This window comes from Tellurirhabdus bombi (assembly GCF_021484805.1).
Classification (GTDB): domain Bacteria; phylum Bacteroidota; class Bacteroidia; order Cytophagales; family Spirosomataceae; genus Tellurirhabdus; species Tellurirhabdus bombi.
Genome location: NZ_CP090557.1, coordinates 2050758 through 2069504, shown reverse-complemented (window position 1 = coordinate 2069504; position 18747 = coordinate 2050758). Strand labels below are relative to the sequence as shown.

At 51.0% G+C, this 18747-nt stretch carries 21 protein-coding genes; 9 read left to right on the top strand and 12 right to left on the bottom strand.

The window, feature by feature from the left end; genetic code table 11:
* Window positions 1-97 precede the first annotated feature (97 nt).
* From L0Y31_RS08870 to L0Y31_RS08860, 3 genes are all read right to left on the bottom strand, one after another.
* Entirely contained in the window at window positions 98-871 is a 774-nt protein-coding gene (locus L0Y31_RS08870; protein WP_305067607.1) for an SDR family NAD(P)-dependent oxidoreductase, read from the bottom strand.
* A gap of 94 nt (window positions 872-965) precedes the next feature.
* On the bottom strand, window positions 966-1820 hold the full coding sequence (kduI, locus tag L0Y31_RS08865) for a 5-dehydro-4-deoxy-D-glucuronate isomerase (RefSeq protein WP_234736764.1): 855 nt from the start codon (window positions 1818-1820) through the stop codon (window positions 966-968).
* A gap of 104 nt (window positions 1821-1924) precedes the next feature.
* Window positions 1925-2872: a helix-turn-helix transcriptional regulator gene (locus L0Y31_RS08860; RefSeq protein ID WP_234736763.1), complete on the bottom strand. Its 948-nt coding sequence runs from the start codon at window positions 2870-2872 to the stop codon at window positions 1925-1927.
* A 171-nt stretch (window positions 2873-3043) separates the two neighbouring features.
* Between L0Y31_RS08860 and L0Y31_RS08855 the strand changes: the two genes are divergently transcribed.
* Together L0Y31_RS08855 and L0Y31_RS08850 are read left to right on the top strand one after the other, a co-directional pair.
* Window positions 3044-3238 carry a hypothetical protein gene (locus L0Y31_RS08855; protein ID WP_234736762.1) on the top strand — a complete coding sequence of 65 codons (195 nt, stop codon included), beginning with the start codon at window positions 3044-3046 and terminating at the stop codon, window positions 3236-3238.
* Between the two features lie 45 nt (window positions 3239-3283).
* Complete coding sequence (locus L0Y31_RS08850; RefSeq protein WP_234736761.1) at window positions 3284-3568, top strand: putative quinol monooxygenase; 285 nt, start codon at window positions 3284-3286, stop codon at window positions 3566-3568.
* 42 nt (window positions 3569-3610) lie between these two features.
* Here the strand turns inward: L0Y31_RS08850 and L0Y31_RS08845 are convergent, their stop codons facing one another.
* Window positions 3611-4408, bottom strand: coding sequence for a pirin family protein (locus L0Y31_RS08845; protein ID WP_234736760.1), 798 nt, complete (start codon window positions 4406-4408; stop codon window positions 3611-3613).
* A gap of 297 nt (window positions 4409-4705) precedes the next feature.
* On the opposite strand from L0Y31_RS08845, the gene L0Y31_RS08840 reads away from it, so the two are divergent.
* The 3 genes from L0Y31_RS08840 to L0Y31_RS08830 are packed head-to-tail and all read left to right on the top strand — an operon-like array spanning window position 4706 to window position 6642.
* Window positions 4706-5557, top strand: coding sequence for an alpha/beta fold hydrolase (locus tag L0Y31_RS08840; RefSeq protein ID WP_234736759.1), 852 nt, complete (start codon window positions 4706-4708; stop codon window positions 5555-5557).
* A 4-nt stretch (window positions 5558-5561) separates the two neighbouring features.
* Window positions 5562-6056 (top strand): RNA polymerase sigma factor, encoded by a 495-nt coding sequence (locus tag L0Y31_RS08835; RefSeq protein ID WP_234736758.1) that lies wholly within the window; start codon window positions 5562-5564, stop codon window positions 6054-6056.
* Window positions 6043-6642 (top strand): hypothetical protein, encoded by a 600-nt coding sequence (locus L0Y31_RS08830; protein WP_234736757.1) that lies wholly within the window; start codon window positions 6043-6045, stop codon window positions 6640-6642. The genes L0Y31_RS08835 and L0Y31_RS08830 overlap by 14 nt, the downstream gene beginning before the upstream one ends.
* Before the next feature lie 52 nt (window positions 6643-6694).
* On the opposite strand, the gene L0Y31_RS08825 is transcribed toward L0Y31_RS08830, so the two are convergent.
* From L0Y31_RS08825 to kefF, 7 genes are all read right to left on the bottom strand, one after another.
* On the bottom strand, window positions 6695-7786 hold the full coding sequence (locus L0Y31_RS08825; protein WP_234736756.1) for an SDR family NAD(P)-dependent oxidoreductase: 1092 nt from the start codon (window positions 7784-7786) through the stop codon (window positions 6695-6697).
* Between the two features lie 118 nt (window positions 7787-7904).
* Window positions 7905-8654 (bottom strand): SDR family oxidoreductase, encoded by a 750-nt coding sequence (locus L0Y31_RS08820; protein ID WP_234736755.1) that lies wholly within the window; start codon window positions 8652-8654, stop codon window positions 7905-7907.
* A 12-nt stretch (window positions 8655-8666) separates the two neighbouring features.
* Entirely contained in the window at window positions 8667-8822 is a 156-nt protein-coding gene (locus tag L0Y31_RS08815; RefSeq protein ID WP_234736754.1) for a hypothetical protein, read from the bottom strand.
* A gap of 59 nt (window positions 8823-8881) precedes the next feature.
* On the bottom strand, window positions 8882-9472 hold the full coding sequence (locus L0Y31_RS08810; protein WP_234736753.1) for a Crp/Fnr family transcriptional regulator: 591 nt from the start codon (window positions 9470-9472) through the stop codon (window positions 8882-8884).
* A 204-nt stretch (window positions 9473-9676) separates the two neighbouring features.
* Complete coding sequence (gene murI, locus L0Y31_RS08800) at window positions 9677-10498, bottom strand: glutamate racemase (protein ID WP_234736751.1); 822 nt, start codon at window positions 10496-10498, stop codon at window positions 9677-9679.
* Between the two features lie 42 nt (window positions 10499-10540).
* Window positions 10541-12424 (bottom strand): monovalent cation:proton antiporter-2 (CPA2) family protein, encoded by a 1884-nt coding sequence (locus tag L0Y31_RS08795; RefSeq protein ID WP_234736750.1) that lies wholly within the window; start codon window positions 12422-12424, stop codon window positions 10541-10543.
* A 7-nt stretch (window positions 12425-12431) separates the two neighbouring features.
* On the bottom strand, window positions 12432-13022 hold the full coding sequence (gene kefF / locus L0Y31_RS08790) for a glutathione-regulated potassium-efflux system oxidoreductase KefF (RefSeq protein WP_234736749.1): 591 nt from the start codon (window positions 13020-13022) through the stop codon (window positions 12432-12434).
* A 150-nt stretch (window positions 13023-13172) separates the two neighbouring features.
* Here kefF and L0Y31_RS08785 point away from each other — a divergent pair, with 150 nt between their 5' ends.
* The 4 genes from L0Y31_RS08785 (at window position 13173) to L0Y31_RS08770 (ending at window position 18350) form a co-directional block, all read left to right on the top strand.
* Window positions 13173-14522, top strand: coding sequence for a neutral/alkaline non-lysosomal ceramidase N-terminal domain-containing protein (locus tag L0Y31_RS08785; RefSeq protein ID WP_234736748.1), 1350 nt, complete (start codon window positions 13173-13175; stop codon window positions 14520-14522).
* Between the two features lie 148 nt (window positions 14523-14670).
* A complete protein-coding gene (locus L0Y31_RS08780) occupies window positions 14671-16548 on the top strand; it encodes a heparinase II/III domain-containing protein (protein ID WP_234736747.1) in 1878 nt (625 codons plus the stop codon).
* A 240-nt stretch (window positions 16549-16788) separates the two neighbouring features.
* Window positions 16789-17808, top strand: a complete 1020-nt coding sequence (locus tag L0Y31_RS08775; protein ID WP_234736746.1) for an aldo/keto reductase — start codon at window positions 16789-16791, stop codon at window positions 17806-17808.
* Window positions 17809-17945: 137 nt separating this feature from the next.
* The gene (locus tag L0Y31_RS08770; protein ID WP_234736745.1) at window positions 17946-18350 is read left to right on the top strand and encodes a hypothetical protein; all 405 of its coding nucleotides are present in this window, start codon (window positions 17946-17948) and stop codon (window positions 18348-18350) included.
* Between the two features lie 52 nt (window positions 18351-18402).
* On the opposite strand, the gene L0Y31_RS08765 is transcribed toward L0Y31_RS08770, so the two are convergent.
* Window positions 18403-18741, bottom strand: a complete 339-nt coding sequence (locus tag L0Y31_RS08765) for a hypothetical protein (RefSeq protein ID WP_234736744.1) — start codon at window positions 18739-18741, stop codon at window positions 18403-18405.
* Window positions 18742-18747 lie beyond the last annotated feature (6 nt).

Below are 18747 nucleotides of genomic sequence, written 5' to 3'. Positions count from 1 at the left end.
GTTCGTTCTGTTACCGAAGGCTCAATTTAGTAAAAATAAAAGCCGGTAGCATTTCACTAAGAACGCTACCGGCAAAACTTTATGCAACAAACTTTCTTTAACGGCCCATCCAGCCGCCATCGACGGTCAATACGGTGCCATGCACGTAATCAGACGCAGCGGAGGCCAGAAACAACGTTGGCCCTTTAAAGTCGGCGGGTTCGCCCCAGCGCGATGCCGGGATGCGATCCAGAATGGACTTGCTCCGAACGGGGTCGTTTCGCAGGGCTTCGGTATTGTCGGTCGAAATATAACCCGGCGCAATGGCGTTGACATTCACGCCTTTAGATGCCCACTCGTTCGCGAAGGCTTTCACTAAACTTCCTATTGCTCCTTTGCTGGCCGCGTAGCCCGGCACGTTGATTCCGCCCTGGAACGTGAGCAGCGAAGCCGTGAAAATTACCTTCCCGCTGCCTTTCGCCACCATGTCTTTCCCGATTTCGCGGGTTAGAATAAACTGCGCACTTTGGTTAATGGCAATCACTTCGTCCCAGTATTCATCGGGGTGTTCGGCGGCGGGCTTGCGCAGGATGGTTCCGGCATTGTTCACCAAAATATCGATCACGGGATGATCCTTTTTGACCTGCTCAATGAACTCGTACAGGGACGCCCGCTTTCCGAAATCGGTTTGGTAGGCGTAGAACTTCCGTCCGTAGCTCTCCACCGACTGGGCCACGGCGCTGCCCTCCAGTTCCAGGCTAGCCGAAACGCCAATGATGTCGGCACCGGCTTCGGCCAGGGCCTCGGCCATCGCCTTGCCAATGCCACGCTTACAACCTGTTACCAGAGCCACTTTGCCCTGCAAGGAAAATGTATCAAAAATAGAAGCCATATGTGTGTGTTAAACCGGAGTGTTCGCTACGAATAACGCAGAGCCAACAGCGCCACTACCGCCCTGCCAACTCTGCGTCCTTGTTGAAAACTGTTTATTTTAGTTCGGTGATAGCCGCAAAATCCATGTCGCCATAGTCGAGGTTTTCGCCCGCCATACCCCAGATAAACGTATAGTTGGACGTTCCTGCGCCCGAGTGAATCGACCAGTTAGGCGAAATAACCGCCTGTTCGTTCTGCATCCAGATGTGGCGCGTTTCCTGGGGCTGGCCCATAAAGTGGCAAACGGCCTGTCCTTCCGGGATTTCAAAATAAAAGTAAACTTCCATGCGCCGGTCGTGAACGTGGGCGGGCATGGTATTCCAGACGCTACCGCTTTTCAGTTCGGTCATGCCCATTTGCAGCTGGCAGGTCGGCAGAACGCTGTTTACCAGCAATTTATTGATAATCCGGTGATTGGCCGTTTCTGGCGTTCCCAGCTCTACTTTATCTGCTTCGGCGCGCGACACTTTACGCGTTGGGTACTTGGTATGCGCGGGTGTAGAGTTCAGGTAAAATTTAGCGGGCTTGGCCGAATCGCTGGAGATAAACTGAACGTCTTTGGTTCCCTGACCAATGTACAAGGCTTCTTTATAGTCAAGATCGAAGGTTTCGCCATCGGCTACGACCTGTCCGGCTCCACCCACGTTGATGATGCCTAGCTCGCGGCGTTCCAGAAAATAGGTCGCTTTCAGGTTATCCGGTGTTTCCAGCGTCACGGGTCCCGTCGTTGGATAGGCGCCACCCGTCATGTACCGATCGAAGAACGACAGCACCCACTGGCACTGGTCCGCAACAAACAAGGTCTCGATCAGGAAATTTTTCCGGAGCGCTTCCGTATCCATCTGCTTCACTTCGTTGGGCGAAGTGGCGTATCTACTTTCGACTGTGTAAGTGTTCTCGTTTTTCATGCGACAAATATAAAGACTCTCCCCAAACAACCGCCCTGCATTCGAAAGACCTTTCAAGACTTATTCTACCCAAAACAGTCGTTCTGTACGGGCAAAGCGGGCGGCTAGCCCATTCGTTCGGCAATTTTAGTGAGGTGAGCTTTTAGTAATGTTCGCAGCGAGGAGGGGTGTACAATTTCGGCGGCATCGGCAAACATGGCAAACCAGCGCACAAAAACAGCGGGATCTGGACTCAGAAAGGTCATTTGCAGAGCACCTTCGACGGGCTTTTCGGCTACAAATCCGTAGTAATACCTCACTTCCTGCAAATACCTGACTGTATCTTTATCCACGTTTATCACAATGGTTTCCAGATTTTGCTGTTCGGCTACCTGCGCCAGGTAGGTCTTCAGCGATGGATGCTCGCGGTTAAAATTCTTATCCGTTTGTCGGAGTTCAAGAATTCGGTCGGTTCTGAAATCGCGGTAATCGGCCCGTAGCTGGCAAAAGGCAAGCAGGTGCCAATGCCCACCGGCGTAAAAAATGCCCACCGGCTCAACCAACCGCTCCGTCGTTTGAGATGAATGAAACGCGTGATAGCGCAGCTCCAACACCTTCTGCTCGGTCACACTTTTCAAAATCGCCTGAAGCGTATTATCCAGCAGCACCGACTCCAAGGGGGGCTGTTTCTGAACGACTTCGATATGCTCTTCCATGCCTTCCAGCAACTCTTTTTCGGCACTGCGCAGCACCGCCCGCACCTTATACATGGCTGATTTATAACTGGTATTCATCGTCGAATCCGTCATTTTCTCAACCAGCTTTTCGGCGGTCAGGAAGGCGGTGGCCTCTTCTGTGGTGAACATCACCGGGGGCAGTCGGTAGCCATCGACCAGGCTGTAGCCAACGCCCGCTTCCCCGATAATGGGCACCCCGGCTTCTTCGAGCGTCCGAATGTCGCGGTAAATGGTGCGTAGACTGACGCCAAAACGGTCGGCCATCGTCTGGGCTTTGACAATCTTGCGGGATTGTAATTGAATTAGAATGGCAGTAACGCGGTCGATGCGGTTCATACGGCAGATGAGTAGCGTCGCAATTTACGGATCTAACCCGCGTAAGTTCGTAACAGTTCGATCTGTTTCTAGTACTGTCTACGTTTGATTTTATGCAGTTCGTCCATGTTAAGGCTGGTTTTAAAGCCGTTATCTGGCAATTTTGGGTGTAAACAACAAATACACACCTCCGTGGAAATCAATTACTACCTGCTTATCAGCTGGGCTTTATTCTATTTTCTCAGCAGCTATCCCAAGCCTTCACAGCCGGGCGATCAGAAACGCGAAGGCACAGCGATTGAGCAATCCCAGGACGAAGCAGTCAGCAAAGCCACCGCCACGCCCGGTAACAAAAGGCAGCCCGTTGTGCCTGCCCAAACAACATGAAGTAATCCTCAAATTTAGAATTGACCGCATTCAATACGCCACATCATGATTCATATTTTAGCTCAGATCCACATTCAGGACTATACTCAATTCATCACTGTTTTTACAACGAAAGGGAAAGAAATACGTCAAAAACACGGCTGCTTGCAATCCCAGATCTTTTCCACGGCCAATCCACAACAGCTAACCATCTTTTTTGGCTGGACATCGCAAGCCGCTTTTGAGAGTTTCCTGACCGATCCACTCACGAAAGAAACCATGAAGGCGAGCGGCACCCTCGGGCCACCAACGTTTATTTTTCTAGATAAAATTTGCGAATTACCCGCCTAATAAGAAAAAAGTCGAGGAATAGATCCTCGACTTTTTTGTGATTTATGCGTCCAAAACACCCATTCGACCCGTTTGGTAATCGTAAATGGCTTGTTTAATTTCCTCCTGCGTATTCATCACAAAAGGGCCATGCGATACGACCGGCTCGTTGATTGGTTCAGCCGAGCCAAGCAGAATCCGCGTATCTGCCGTAGCGCGTACTTCCAGCTCCGTGCCGTCGTTTCCGAAAACAACCAGCGCGCGACCGCTCACTTCCTGCCCGTTCACAACAACGGCGCCGTTCAGCACATAAAACAGAATGTTGCGTTCGGCGGGAATCTGGCGGGTAAAGGTCCCGTTGGTCGCGAGCGTCACATTGGCCAGCTCAACGTCGTAAACAGGTTGAACAGCACCCGCTACCCCTTCCCAGGTTCCAGATGTAACGGCAACTGTCACGTTCCCCTCGTCCAGCGTAACCGTAGGAATCTCAGCCTCCTGCAAACCCACATAGTGCGGCTCAATCATTTTGACCTTTGCCGGTAAGTTGGTCCAAAGCTGAATCAGCTCAACCGCGCCACCCTGCTCTTTGAACTGCTCCGACGATGCCTCCGAGTGCACCAACCCCCGCCCGGTGGTCATCCACTGAACACCTCCGCGCTGGATGGTGCTCGAAAAACCGCTGCTGTCCCGGTGTTTCACGTCGCCTTCGTAAATAAATGTCACCGTTTCAAACCCCCGGTGCGGGTGCGGCCCAAAAGGCAAACCCGCGTTGCGCGCCGGAAATTGCTGCGGCCCGTGGTGGTGCAACAACAAAAAAGGATCTAGCTGCGTCAACTCTGCCGTGGGTAGCGGTTGATGCATGGTTAAAGGGCCAATGCGTTGCGGTTGTGGCTTGATTATCTTTTTTATGGATCGTTTCGACATACTAATTCATGTATATACATCTAATTTTAGAATTGATTTTTAAGTAAATAGGTTCGTTACGGTACTCGTTTTTTGAATGGGCACTTTCCTCACCTACCAACGGTGACGACGATTATTTCACTTTTTTTTAATTCTTCTGTAACAATCAACTTACGGCTGCATCCAAAGGACAAATTACCGCAGCAGACAGGGCCCTAATGCGCGGCAACCAATAACATTCAACTCATTCAAGCCATGAAAAAGCTCATTTTGTGTTTCTTTTTATTGATCGCTCAGTTAGGATACGCCCAGCAAAACGCATTTAAAGTCACCGTGACGGGCAAAGGTCAGCCCATCATCCTGATTCCCGGGTACTCGTGCAGCGGCGAAGTCTGGGACGAAACCGTGAATCGCCTGAAAAATCGCTACGAATGTCACGTCCTGACCCTAGCCGGCTTTGCGGGCGTTCCGGCCATCGAAAAGCCAATTTTGCAAACGGTTCGAGATCAGGTTATTGCCTACACTAAAGCGAAGAAATTACAAAAGCCAATCCTGATCGGGCACAGCCTGGGTGCTTTTATGAGTTTGTGGGTGGGCAGCACTGAGCCTGGTTTATTTTCGAAAATAATCTGCGTCGATGGTGTCCCGTTCATCTCGTCCATGATGAATCCTAACGTCAAGGCTGATTCACTGCGTAAACTTCCGATGTACAACGCCGAGGCGGTGGCACAGAACTTTGTCAATCTGCCGGATTCTTCTTTCGAGAAAAACCAGGCGCGCGCCATGCTGACGCAAGTAAACGATACGGCCCGGGCCCGACAGATTGCGCACTGGTCGGCGCTAAGCGACCGCAGAACGCTGGGCTATACGATTGTGGAAATGAGCACGACTGATCTGCGGCGGGATCTGGCCCGCATCACCGCGCCAACGCTGGTTCTGGGTAGTCTGTACTTTAACAGCAAAGAAACGTCGGAGCGTATTTTAGGCCAGCAATACCAGGCGCTCCCCAATAAATCCATCGCGGTAGCTTCGACCAAACACTTTATTATGTATGACGATCCGCAGTGGTTTTATCAGCAAATCGATCAATTTTTGAGTAGCTTATAACTCAATGTCCCCTATCATTCAATTCGACGCTTTCTACGAAACCTATTACCCCAAGGTGCTGAAACTGTGCCTGGGGTATACGGGGGACTATCAGCAGGCGCAGGATCTGGTTCAGGAGACGTTTGTAAAAGCCTGGGAAAACCTGTCTCGCTTCAAAGGTGATTCGCAGCTTAGTACGTGGCTGTACCGCATCGCGGCCAATACCTGCCTTTACCACCTCCGAACCGCCAAATCACGACCAACTGCTGAACTGACCGAACGCCACGCGGAGGGCATTGCCGACGAAAAAGACGAGCGCGAAAACCAAATCAGCACCTTGTATAAATGCATCAGCCAACTCGCCGAAACGGATCGCCTGATTATCGGTTTTGTGCTCGAAGATACGCCTTACGTCGAAATTGCGCAGATTGTCGGCATCTCGGAAGGAAATCTGCGCGTGAAAATTCATCGAATCAAGCAGCAACTTAGTGAACTCTATAACCGCTATGGAAGACTTTGAAAACCTGAAAAAGCTTTGGCAGCAGGAAACGCCAACGCCCCCCAAAATAGATTCATCTGCCCTGAAAAAGTCCACGCAGTCGCACCAACGTCATTTGGAGCGGAGCCAGTTAAAGGCCATTGTTACTCTGACACTCACGGCATTGTTCATCCTTTGGCTGGGCTTTTTCAGCAGCATTCAGTTTCAATCGAAGCTTACGTATGCCGCCATCCTTATGATCTGCCTGGTCTGCTTGGCGCAGGTGTTGATTTGCTTTACTATTTATCGGCGTCTGCGGCGTTTCAACGTGGCGGCACCAGCTACCGAGCATTTGCAGCAGTGGGAAGAATACTATCGTTTTCGGCAGCAACAAATCAAAATTAACACGCCGCTGTATTCGCTGGCGCTTGGTATTGCGCTGGCGGGCTACTACATCGAAATTCTGCGCTATTTTTCCACTTTCTATCAAGTATTGATCTGGGTGGTGACTTTAGCCTGGATTCTATTTGCGCATTTTGTCCTGGGTCGTCGAACCATCCAAAAAGAGTACCGGCGCCTGGAAGAAATCATTGATAACCTAAAGAAGCTACAGCAACAGCTACATTAAAAAAGGGCCAATTCTACAAGAAGAATTGGCCCTTTTCTTAGTGAATTCGTAATTAATTCATGGCGTGTTTAACCACATCCTTGGCATTTGATACCAGATCTTTGGCATTCGCTAATACATCCTTAACGTTCTCCCAGCCATGGTTTACAACGTCTTCTGCGTCGCTATAAGCACCTTTTGTCTTGGAGGCCAGACCTGCTTTTAACTTACCTGCTTTGTAGCGATACCGCACCCGATCGGCAGGCGTCGTGTTGTTGTACGCAACGGCCAATGCCACGCCAGCTACGGCGAGAACGGCCAGTCCGATTCCCCAGGTCCAGACGGCTGATTTATCTTCCTCTGATTTTGGCTCGGCTTTTGGCTCCATATTTTTCCGCATCATCGCTGCCGTTGCTTCGTGCGGGGCGAGATACGACATAATTTCGTAGCCTTTGTTAACCAGCCCACCTGGAATCACCTTGCTGCTGCCCTTCATCAGGGCGGTGTAACCATCTTTGGCCACCATCGCTGCGTTATCCAACTGCTCGGTCACCTTCGTATTTTGCGCACCCGCTTTGTTGAAGAAGTCCGTATCCGTCGCATTCGGCATGAGCGCGGTAACGGTTACGTTGGTGTCTTTCAACTCATTAATCAACGACTGCGTGAAGCTTAGCACATAGGCTTTTGTGGCAGCGTAGACGGCCATAAGCGGCATTGGCGTTACCGATACCAGCGAGGCCAGGTTCAGAATTTTTCCTTCATTCCGAGCCACCATATCTTTCAGGAAAAGCTTGGTCATCTCGGTGGTTGTCAGCACATTCAGGTGGATCAGGGCTTTTTCTTTTTCCCAATCCGTTTCGGTGGCAAACATGCCGTATAAGCCGACGCCTGCGTCATTGACCAGCACATCAACCGTGATTCCTTTTTCTTTGACCTGATTATATACATCAAGGGCGGCATCTTCTTCCGACAAATCCTTGGCAATAACGGTTGTTTCTACACCATGTGTATCCCAGAGCTCGCCGCCAAGCTGCCCTAATTTTTCTTCACTACGGGCCACAAGAACCAGGTTGTAGCCATCTTTTGCAAAAAGTTTGGCCAATTCATGACCTATTCCACTGGAGGCACCCGTAATCAGGGCTGTTTTGCCTGCACCTATACTCATATTTTTATGCGGTTAGATGAATGATTACTGTCAGTCTATCTAACCAGCCAATAGAATAGTTGTTTAAAAATCAAGTAGCTGGGATTAAAGGCGATCTGGTTGGCCTGTCGATTCAGCGCTATCGTCCGCCCGTGACATCAATAAAAATGCCTGTTGAATAGGAGGCTTCGTCGGACAATAACCACAAAATAGCACGGGCTACTTCATCAGGCTGGCCGCCCCGCTTCATGGGCACCGAGTCTTTAACGCGTTCGATCCGGTCAGGCTCTCCGCCACTGGCGTGGATATCCGTATAAATAAAGGCCGGCCTTACGCTATTCACCCGAATACCTTCCTCGGCTACCTCTTTCGATAGCCCCAGCGTTAGACTGTCCATCGCGCCTTTTGAGGCGGCATAATCGACGTATTCGCCGGGTGAACCCGTACGAGCCGCAATGGAAGAGACATTGACAATGGCTCCGCCCCTTCCGCCGTATTTGGTCGACATGCGTTTAACCGCTTCCCGCGCACACAAGAAAGCACTGACAATGTTATTTTGAAAAAGTCGGTTTAACCGCTCGGCGCTCATTTCTTCCAATCGCATTTGCCGCTCCAGAATACCCACATTATTAACCAAAGCCTGAACTGGCCCGAAGGTCCGATCAAGCTGCTGAAAAAGCGCCACGACTTCGGATTCCACGGAGACATCCGCGGCATAAGCCACCGCTTCACCGCCTTTCTGCCGAATGGTATCAACGACCTTTGCAGCGGCTTTCTGATTTTTCAGGTAATTGATGCAGACCGCATAGCCTTTTTCGGCAGCCAGGTAAGCGGTAGCGGCGCCAATTCCCCGGCTGCCGCCCGTGATTAGTATGGGTTTCTTCGACATCGTGTTGACCGTTTATTTACTGCGTAAAGCGAAAGCAAGTAACAGTTTAATGGCAAACAGACTGAGGAAAAGCCCTGCCAGCGCCAGAATTTTGAGCGCGTAGATACCTAGCAGCAAAAATACAATGAACAGACCAGCCACCGGTGGCTGGTCCTCCTGGTAACGCAATAAAGCAGTTTGTTTAGAACAAAACTGGTCGTTGGAGCCGACAACTACCTTAACATTTGTTAAAATCGTTTTTTCTGTTTCCCCGCCCGAATACGGCTCAAAGAAATCGGCGATACGCCTAGAAACGAAGCGATGTAATGCAGAGGAACGCGCTGGGTTACGTCGGGGCGGGCTGCCAGCAATTCTTCGTATCGTTCGGAAGCATCTTTGTAGAACAGCAACTGGTAGATAGACTCCAGCTTTTGGTATTCCCGCTCCATGAACCGGACACCCCACACCGCCCAGCGAGGATTAGTTTGATAAAGCTCGTTCAAGTCCTGATAACGAATGGCGTAAACCCGACTCGGCTCCAGAAATGTTAGTATTTCGCGGGAAGGAACCTGCTGAAAAAAACTTCTCGGACTCATGAAAAACGTATTCTCAAACTCGCACCAAAGCGTCCGGTCATCCGCAAACGTGTGGCAGCGAATTAGGCCTTCGTCCAGAAAATACAGATGCCGACAAACCTGACCCGCTTGCAACAAAACCTCATTTGCTTCGAATTCCAGTTTCTGAAACAAGCGACTTCCCTGCGCCAAATCCGCTGGCGTTAGTTCTCTGTTTAACTGCACAATCTGGTCCAGCAGCTTGTTTACGCTTACATCCTTCATTAAGACAAGCTTTTTAGACAGAAGTTTATCGGGATTTAAGATCCAGCTGGTACCAGTACGACCCGTTTCCGACCCGGTGATGTGCTGTTTGTTCCCGCCGGGGTAGTACACCGCTTCGAAAACTTTACCGACGATTTCAGCACCTGGGTTCTTTTTTATGGACCAAAGGGCGGCGAAGCAGCCACTTCGCCGCCCTGAACTTACCTATAGTTTTAACCATTCCGCTTCGACAGGCTCGCCCCAGAAAACGCCCGCCTGCCGTCCAAACTCCGTGGGTGAATCGGTCGTGTAAAACTGAAGCGTTCCGCCTTTGCTGCACTGCGCATCCATGTCGGGATGACGCCGCAGGTAGTCGGTTAAGCTGGTAGCTACAATGTCGCCCTGGCTTAAGATTGTGATGGATTCAGGAACGACTTTGCGAATTTTTGGTAATAGTAATGGGTAGTGCGTACAAGCCAAAAGCAATGTATCAATGTCCGGCGACTGCCGCATCAGATGGTCGATGTGCTGCTGCACAAAATAGTCGGCTCCGGCACTCTGGTATTCCCCGTTTTCGACCAGCGGCACCCACATGGGACAGGCCTCCTGAAAAACGGTTAGTTCCGGAAAAAACTTCTCGATTTCCACTAAATACGATTCCGACGTAACGGTTCCCCGCGTTGCCAGGATGCCAACATGGCCTGTTTTCGTATAATGGCCGATCACTTCCGTGGTAGGTCGGATCACGCCCAGCACCCGACGCTCCGGCGCGATATGCGGCAAATCCAGTTGCTGAATGTTGCGTAAGGCCTTCGCCGAAGCCGTGTTACAGGCTAAAATCACCAGTTGGCAACCCTTGCGGAAAAGGTGCTGCACGCATTCCAGCGTATATTGGTACACCGTATCAAACGAGCGCGTACCGTAGGGAGTACGGGCATTGTCGCCCAGATAAATATAATCGTACTGGGGCAGTTTTCCGACCAGGGATTTCAGGACCGTCAGGCCGCCGTAGCCCGAATCGAATACGCCAATGGGTTGGTAAGACATAGGACAAAAGTACGATTTCTGCCCGGCTGATGCACCACAAAATTACCGCTGCTGGTTGGCTTCTTTACGCAATGACTCCGCGTCCCAGCCGTCGCCCACATCTTTCAACCAGCGGTTAGAGCTATCGGATTTGATTAATTCTTCCAGATCCTCAATGCGTTGGCGGGCACTGCTGAAATATTGCTTCCGGTCGTGGCGAAGGGCAGCTAACTCGCTCATGCTCCGCTCGTCGTGTTTCAGAAAGAGCCGCGCGGCCCGTTGCGAATGATACGCCCGGAAGCCCAGCAACGTCATGGCATCAACGCCCATGCGCAACGAACTATCAAGGGTTTCGCGGTAAACATGGTCGATCCCCACATCCAGCAATTCGTAGGCATCATCCCGGTCGGCAGCCCTCACCAGCAGTTTCAGGTTCGGAAAATGTTTCCGGGCGGTTTCGACCAAGTCCAGCGCTTTTTCGGGTGAATCAAGCGCAATGACCATCAATTTGGCTTTTTCGGCCCCTGCCGATTTCAACAGGTCGTAGCGTGATGCATCCCCGTAATAGACTTTGATCCCTAATTTTCGCAGCGTATCCACCCGGTCCGAATCAAAATCCAAGACGGTCGTTCCAATGTTATTCGCGCGCAGAAACCGACCGACAATGTTACCGTATCGCCCAAAACCAGCTACAATTACGGTATTGTGCTCCTCAATGTGATCCTGCTCTTTATCCACGGCCTCTTTGGTGCCCAACCGGGGTAGCAACAGCTTTTCGTTCGCCAGAAAAATCAGGGGCGTCAACCCCATGCTGATGGCCACCGCCGCCGTCATCAAATCAACTACTTCCTGCGACAAAATTCCGTTTTGCGTAGCAAAGGAAAATAGAACGAAGGCAAATTCACCCACCTGGCAAAGTCCCAGCGAAAACAGCAAATTCTGATCCGTCTGCAACTTAAACACCTTACCCAACGTGGCCAGAACCAACGCCTTAGCCGCCATAACTCCCAGTACGATGCCGATGACTAACAACGGATTTTCAGCAATCAATGCAAAATTGATGGAAGCGCCAACGGAGATAAAAAACAAGCCGAGCAATAAGCCCTTAAACGGATCAATGTCACTTTCCAGTTCGTGTTTGTACTCGCTGTTGGCCAGCACCACGCCCGCCACAAAAGCACCCAGCGCCGGACTGAGGCCCACCATTTCCATCAGGATCGAAATTCCGGCCACCATGAGCAGGGCCGTGGCGATGAAAACCTCCCGCAAACCCGTCTGGGCAATGATGCGAAAAACCGTCCCCATCACGTATCGTCCAACCAGCACCAGCAGCACAACCGCACCTACCACCACAAAAGGCCGCACCCAGCCGGGTAATCCATCGACCAGCGAAAAATGGGCGTGGTGGTCGGCGGCTTCGACTACCGGATACGTCGCCAGTAGCGGCATAATCGCCAGAATGGGAATAACGGCAATGTCCTGAAACAGCAGCACCGAGAACGTATTTTGTCCGGCAGCCGTTTGCATCAGCCCTTTTTCGTTCAGGGTTTGCAGAACAATGGCCGTCGACGACATGGCCAGAATCATGCCTAGCGCCAGCGCCGGTTGCCACGGTAAGCCAGTAGCAAAAGCCAGCCCACCGGTCAGCAAAGCCGTCAGCAACACCTGCAAACCACCCAGCCCCAGCACCGGAACGCGAAGTTTCCAAAGCCGTTCGGGTTCCAGTTCCAGCCCCACCAGAAAGAGCATGATGATAACGCCAAATTCGGCAAAATGCATGATATCCTGCCCTTCATCGCCCACCAGACCCAGCACCGCCGGGCCAATTACCACCCCCGCCAGCAGGTAACCAAGTACGGAACCCAGTCCGAGTTTCTTGGCAATGGGCACAAACAAAACCCCGGAAGCCAGATAGATAATGGCCTGGAGTAGAATGGATTGATTCATAAGTGGGTTATTCTGGGAATAATTCGTTTAGGTATTGCCGCTTCCGGGCTTCTTCCAGATCCAGTTCATCGTTTGCCAGTAGCGTCAGAAGGCGCTGATAGCGAGCCGCATACTGCTTTATTTCGTTCAAGCTGAGTCGGTGTGTACCATGGATCACAAACGGGGGCAGGTAAATCATCTTGCACAAATGAGCCGTCTGATCAAAAGGAGCCAGCAGTTGGCGCATGGTAAATCGGTTAAGACCTTCTTCCTGGTAAGCGCCCTTCGGCCCACCCGTTGTCAGGACGTTAAGCATCTTTTTTCCAATTAGCGCCTTCCCTTCCCGGCCATACGCCCAACCGTGTTCCAGCACCAGATCTTCCCACTGCTTAATCATAGCGGGTGAACTGTACCAGTAAAATGGATGCTGTAAAATAATGTAATCGTGGTCGATCAATAGTTGTTGTTCCCGGTCAACATCAATATCAAAATCCGGATATTGTTCGTATAAATCATTGACGGTCACCGACTCAACCTCCCGACAAGCGCGAAGCAAGATCTGATTTGCTCTTGATTTTTCTAAAGCGGGGTGAGCAAAAAGGATCAGAATTGACGACATAGGCAGCTACGGTTTTCTCGTTCAGACGGCCAGTTTTTTCTCCAGACTTTGCCTCAATCACGGCAAAATGGCGCTTAAAGCTACAATCCGGAATAGTCTGTCCGATCAAATATAGTTTAAAAAATGAAACAAATGCCGTAAGTTAAGCCCATGAAATACGTGCGAATCCTGCTGAAAGTCCTGTTGGGCCTGGTGATCTTTCTTGGTCTCTTTTTAGCCGTTAGCCTCTCTCCCGTCGATTATACACCGTATCAACAAACTGCCTATTACCGCCTGACCAACCAGCGCCTCCGCAAATTGGCTCCGCCACCGAAGCCAAAAATGCCTTTGCAAGCTGGCTGGGCTAAAGTTAATATAACGCCACCTTACACCACGCCGACGGGCGGGTACGGTGCCCGCTGGGGGAAGCATTGGGAAAGCGTACACGATTCCATCTATGTCCGGGCGATTGTGCTGGATAACGGCAGTACCAAAGTGGCGCTTGTGGCGCTGGATTTACTCATCACGCCACCGACCGTAACGGAGCAGCTCAAGAAAAGACTTCCCGAAATCGGGTTTCGGTGGGAAGACGTTTACACGGGGGCTATTCACTCGCACAACAGCCTCGGCGGGTGGGCACCCGGTCTGGTGGGCCGCCTTTTTTCCGGCAAATTTGATCAGCGCATTATTGATCGCATTACCGATGCCATCCTGAAATCCATCGTTACGGCGCAGCAACAACTGGCTCCCGCTGCGCTTGGATTTACGGATGTTTCGGCGCGCCCGTTTATCTACAATCGGTTGAATAACGCTTATCCGGTGGATGATAAAATCCGGCTGCTCAAGCTTCAGAAAACGGACGGCACTTCGGCCCTGCTTTGCACGTATTCGGGCCACGCGACCATTGTGAACATGAAGGCGTATCAGTTTTTGAGTCGGGATTATCCGGGCGCATTGGTGGATAAACTGGAGAAAGAAACGGGCGGTTTTGCGGCGTTTATGGCCGGGGCGGTGGGCAGTACCGGCTCGCGCGCTTCGAACGAGAAAGACCGTTTTGTGGCCATTGATCAGTTTACGGATAGCCTAATGACGCGCATCTCCCCCGCCCTGACCAACTTAAAAACGCGTCCCGACAGTGCCCTGGGCGTTCTGACCCTGCCGCTGGCCCTGCGTGAACCAAGCCCACGCATTCTGGGCGATTGGCGGGTTCGTCCGGGCTTATTCTATAGTTTATACGGCAACTATCCGTCTGATCTGAAAGCACTCCGCATTGGCCAGACCGTACTTCTCGGCGCGCCCTGCGACTTTTCCGGCGAGCTAGTTCCGGCAATTGATCAGGTAGCTACCCAAAAAGGGTTTAACCTGATGGTTACCAGCTTCGATGGCGGTTACGTGGGTTACATCACGCCCGACAAATATTACCAACTAAAAGCCTATGAAACACAGACAATGAACTGGTTCGGGCCTTACAACGGCGCTTATTTTACGGAGATGATGCAGGGTTTGCTCCGAAAGTTTTGAGCAGTGGGGAGCAATACCCGGATTGCTAGAGCGCCATTCTGAATTTGCGTTTCCGCCGAAAGTATATCTGGTTCGGATGCCGCTTTTATTAGCGATAATCCCTATGACCCGCTAACCTTTCTGCTTCTACGTACACGCTCTGTAGCCCATGAACCACCTTGTTTTTAAGCTTCTGGTTATTTTTCTGGTAAGCTATTCGTCCGTCATTGCCCAAACCGACCATCTGGCGGCCTCCAAATTTCCTGATCATCCAAGAATTTTGCTCCTGAAAGGCGAAGAAGAAGCCATCAAACGCACCGTTGGCGCCGACAAAGCCTGGGACAAAATGCACCAGGCCATTCTCGGGGAATGCGACCGGCTGATCGACGCCGCGCCGCTGCAACGCATCCAGATTGGAAGGCGGCTCCTCGACAAATCGCGGGAGGGCCTGCGCCGCCTCTTTTACCTGTCTTACGCCTGGCGAATGACTCATCAGGATAAATACCTGAAACGGGCTGAAAAGGAACTGCTGGCCATCTCGGCGTTCAGCGACTGGAACCCCTCCCACTTTCTAGATGTCGCCGAAATGACCATGGCGGTTTCCATTGGCTACGACTGGCTTTACCACGATTTATCTGAAAGCTCTCGTTCTGCCATTAAAGAGGCCATTCTCAAAAAAGGCATTGAACCCTCGATGGACCCGAAGCACAATAGCTGGCTCCGAAGCTCTAACAACTGGAACCAGGTTTGTAACGCGGGGATGACTTACGGTGCCCTGGCAATCTATGAAGACCAGCCGGAACTGGCAAAACGCGTGATCAATCGAGCCATTGAAACGGTGGTCACCTCCATGACCGACTACGCCCCTGACGGCGCTTATCCCGAAGGATACGGGTACTGGGGCTACGGAACGAGCTTCAATGTCATGCTGATTAGCGCCCTCGAAAAAGCGTTTAACAGTGATTTTGGCTTATCAGCCCGCCCCGGCTTCCTGAAAACAGCGGCCTACCTTGAGAACATGACCGGCCCATCTGGACTGCCTTTTAATTACTCGGACGCTGGCACAGGCAGTGAAACGCAACCCGCCATGTTCTGGTTTGCCAGCAAGCTCAAAGACCCTTCACTGCTGTGGGTTGAGCGGAACCGCCTGATCAACGAAGACCCGAAAGGATACCTCAAAAACCGCCTTCTGCCCGCCACCCTGCTTTGGAGTAATGGCATCGGCGTCACCAATCTGGCCGCCCCCAAAGCCACGATGTGGGTTGGTAAAGGCAAAACGCCCGTTGCGCTCATGCGTACGTCCTGGTCTGATCCGTCAGCTATTTACGTGGGTATTAAAGGAGGTAGCCCGTCTACCAGCCACGCGCACATGGACATTGGTTCGTTCGTCATGGAAGCCGACGGGGTTCGTTGGGCGATGGATTTCGGGATGCAGAACTACGAATCGCTGGAATCAAAGAAGGTTGATCTTTGGAACAGTCGGCAAAACGCCCAACGCTGGCGCGTATTCCGGTACAACAACTTTGTCCACAACACATTGACCATCAATGATAGTTTGCAACGTGTAGTCGGGAAAGCACCGATCCTAAGTTCTTCCAGCAATCCGGCTTTTATGAATACAACCATCGACCTGACGGATGTCTATAAAGGCTCGCTCGCGACGGCCAACCGGGGTATTGCACTAGCCAATAGCGCGTACGTTGTGGTACGGGACGAAGTTGAAACGCTGTCCGACGAAGCTACCGTTCGCTGGACCATGCTTACGCCCGCAACGGTGAAAATCATCAGTGGCAATAAGGCTGAATTAACCAAAGATGGTAAAAAGCTTATTTTGGAGGTCGCGGAGCCGGCCAAGGTGGCTCTCAAAACCTGGACCACCGATCCACCGAATGATTACGACGCAGCTAATCCGGGAACGATCCGGGTTGGGTTCGAGGTGAAAGTACCTGCCAAAACAAAGTCGGCGCTTACCGTTCTGCTCATTCCCGACAAGGCGGCTAAAACAGCGAAAACGAAGATTCAGCCGCTCCAGCAGTGGCCTCATTAATGCCTTCAGCAGTAGCCTTTTGACGTACGGCTAAGCCCCTAATTTGCCTAGGAAGCGAATTAGGGGCTTAGCTTTTTAGCAGGAATTTACCTCACTCCTTCGCTCCCTTTTATTCTTAGCACAATTCTTAACGAAAGATTCTCAAACGAAACCCTTCAGGCGTTTGTTAAACTCCCAGGCAAAACAAATCATTAATTCTTCGAAAGACTTTGCCTAAGCGAACATCAATCCATCATCATTATGAAGTACAATGTTTTAGGAAACACGGGACTACTGGTTTCCGAGCTTTGTTTGGGCACCATGACTTTTGGGGGCCGGGGCTACTGGACCGCCATTGGCCAGCTAGAGCAGCAACCCGTTGACGACCTGGTCAAACGCTCAATCGACGCCGGCATCAATTTTATCGATACGGCCAATGTCTACTCGGAAGGTTTGTCGGAAGAAATGACCGGTAAGGCCATTCAGAACCTGGGCGTGAACCGCCATGATCTGGTTATTGCCACCAAAGTGCGGGGTAAAATGGGCGACGGCCCTAACCAAACCGGCCTGAGTCGCAAGCACATTCTGTTTCAGGCAGAAGAAAGCCTGCGGCGGCTAAATACAGATTACATCGATTTATACCAAATTCACGGCTTCGACCCGATTACACCGCTTGAAGAAACGCTACGGGCTTTGGATGATCTGGTAACCAGTGGAAAAGTGCGCTATATTGGCTGTAGTAATCTGGCAGCCTGGCACTTGATGAAATCACTGGCTTATTCGGAGCATAAAAATCTGGCGAAATTTGTCTCGCTTCAGGCTTATTATACCATCGCGGGCCGCGACCTGGAACGCGAACTGGTTCCGCTCCTGCTCGATCAGAAAGTGGGCCTGATGGTTTGGAGTCCGCTGGCGGGCGGATTACTCAGTGGGAAATACGGTCGTGACCAGCAGGGACCGGAAGATTCCCGCCGGATTAATTTTGACTTTCCGCCGGTGAACAAAGAGAAAGCCTTCGATATTCTGGATGTAATGCACGCTATGGCTGCCGATAAAGGCATCTCGGTGGCTCAATTGGCACTGGCTTGGTTGCTTCACCAACCGGTAGTAACCACGGTAATTATTGGGGCAAAAAAAGTAGAGCAACTGGAAGACAACCTCAAATCCATAGATGTAAAACTGACGGAAGAAGACCTGAAAAAATTAGAGGAAGTTAGCAAACTTGCTCCCGAATACCCCGGCTGGATGATCGAACGGCAGGGTGCCGACCGTAAAAGCTAAACTGACTAAAATACAATTCAACAGCTTTTTTTGCTGACTCAATCGGCACTTAAAGCACTTGGTAACTATTTGTTTTTCAAAGGAGCTGTGCAGTAACGTACCTTCGTAAGGTAAACAACAAAGAACACCGCTGCACCATGAAAAAGTTAATTTACCTTTTACTGATTTTGCCGTTGATGTTGACGTCTTGTAAAAAAGACAACGACGTTGATCCGGATCTTGCCAAAAAAATCGCGGGGAACTACACCTTTTCATCGATCATTATGGATGGAAAAACGTACGACATCGACGAAACCAACATTTCTGGCGAGGCGGACCTCGAACGCGAAACAGCCACCACCGTAACTTTATCCCTTGATTTCAGCATTGGTAAGCAATCCAATTCTGGAAGCATCAAGAGTATTGAACTGAAAGACGCTGGCAACGGCGAAGTAGAGCTGGCTAAAGATGGCGATTATATCGGCACGGCTGGTAATGGTAAATTCTCCTTTAAAATGACCGATTCCGAGGGTAACAAATTCACAATCATCGGAAAACATTAACATTCACACCACCGAAAGATGACAGAAGCCCGGACTAGTCCGGGCTTCTTTTTTAGCGTTTCAACGTATCTTGTTTGGTTTTGCCGAGCGGCACAGCCACGCCAAACGCTTTGGGATCGCTGGGCGGTGCCGTCTTCCGTTTGTTGCGGCCTTCCTCCTGAACAGGAACGTTTGTGTTGATGGGCGCCTGCATGAGCGTTCCCGGTGTCGACAGGGGCGAGCCGTTGGCCGGTGTTAGAACCTGGGTACTTCCCGACGATTGCGGCGCGTTATTGGCTGGCGTTAGTACCTGCGTTCGGGGTGGTACGCGTGGTGTCAGAACGGAATCATTTTGAGCAAAAGCCGAAAAACTACAAAGGCTTATAAGTATAGAAAACAGAATCGGACGCATGACTTA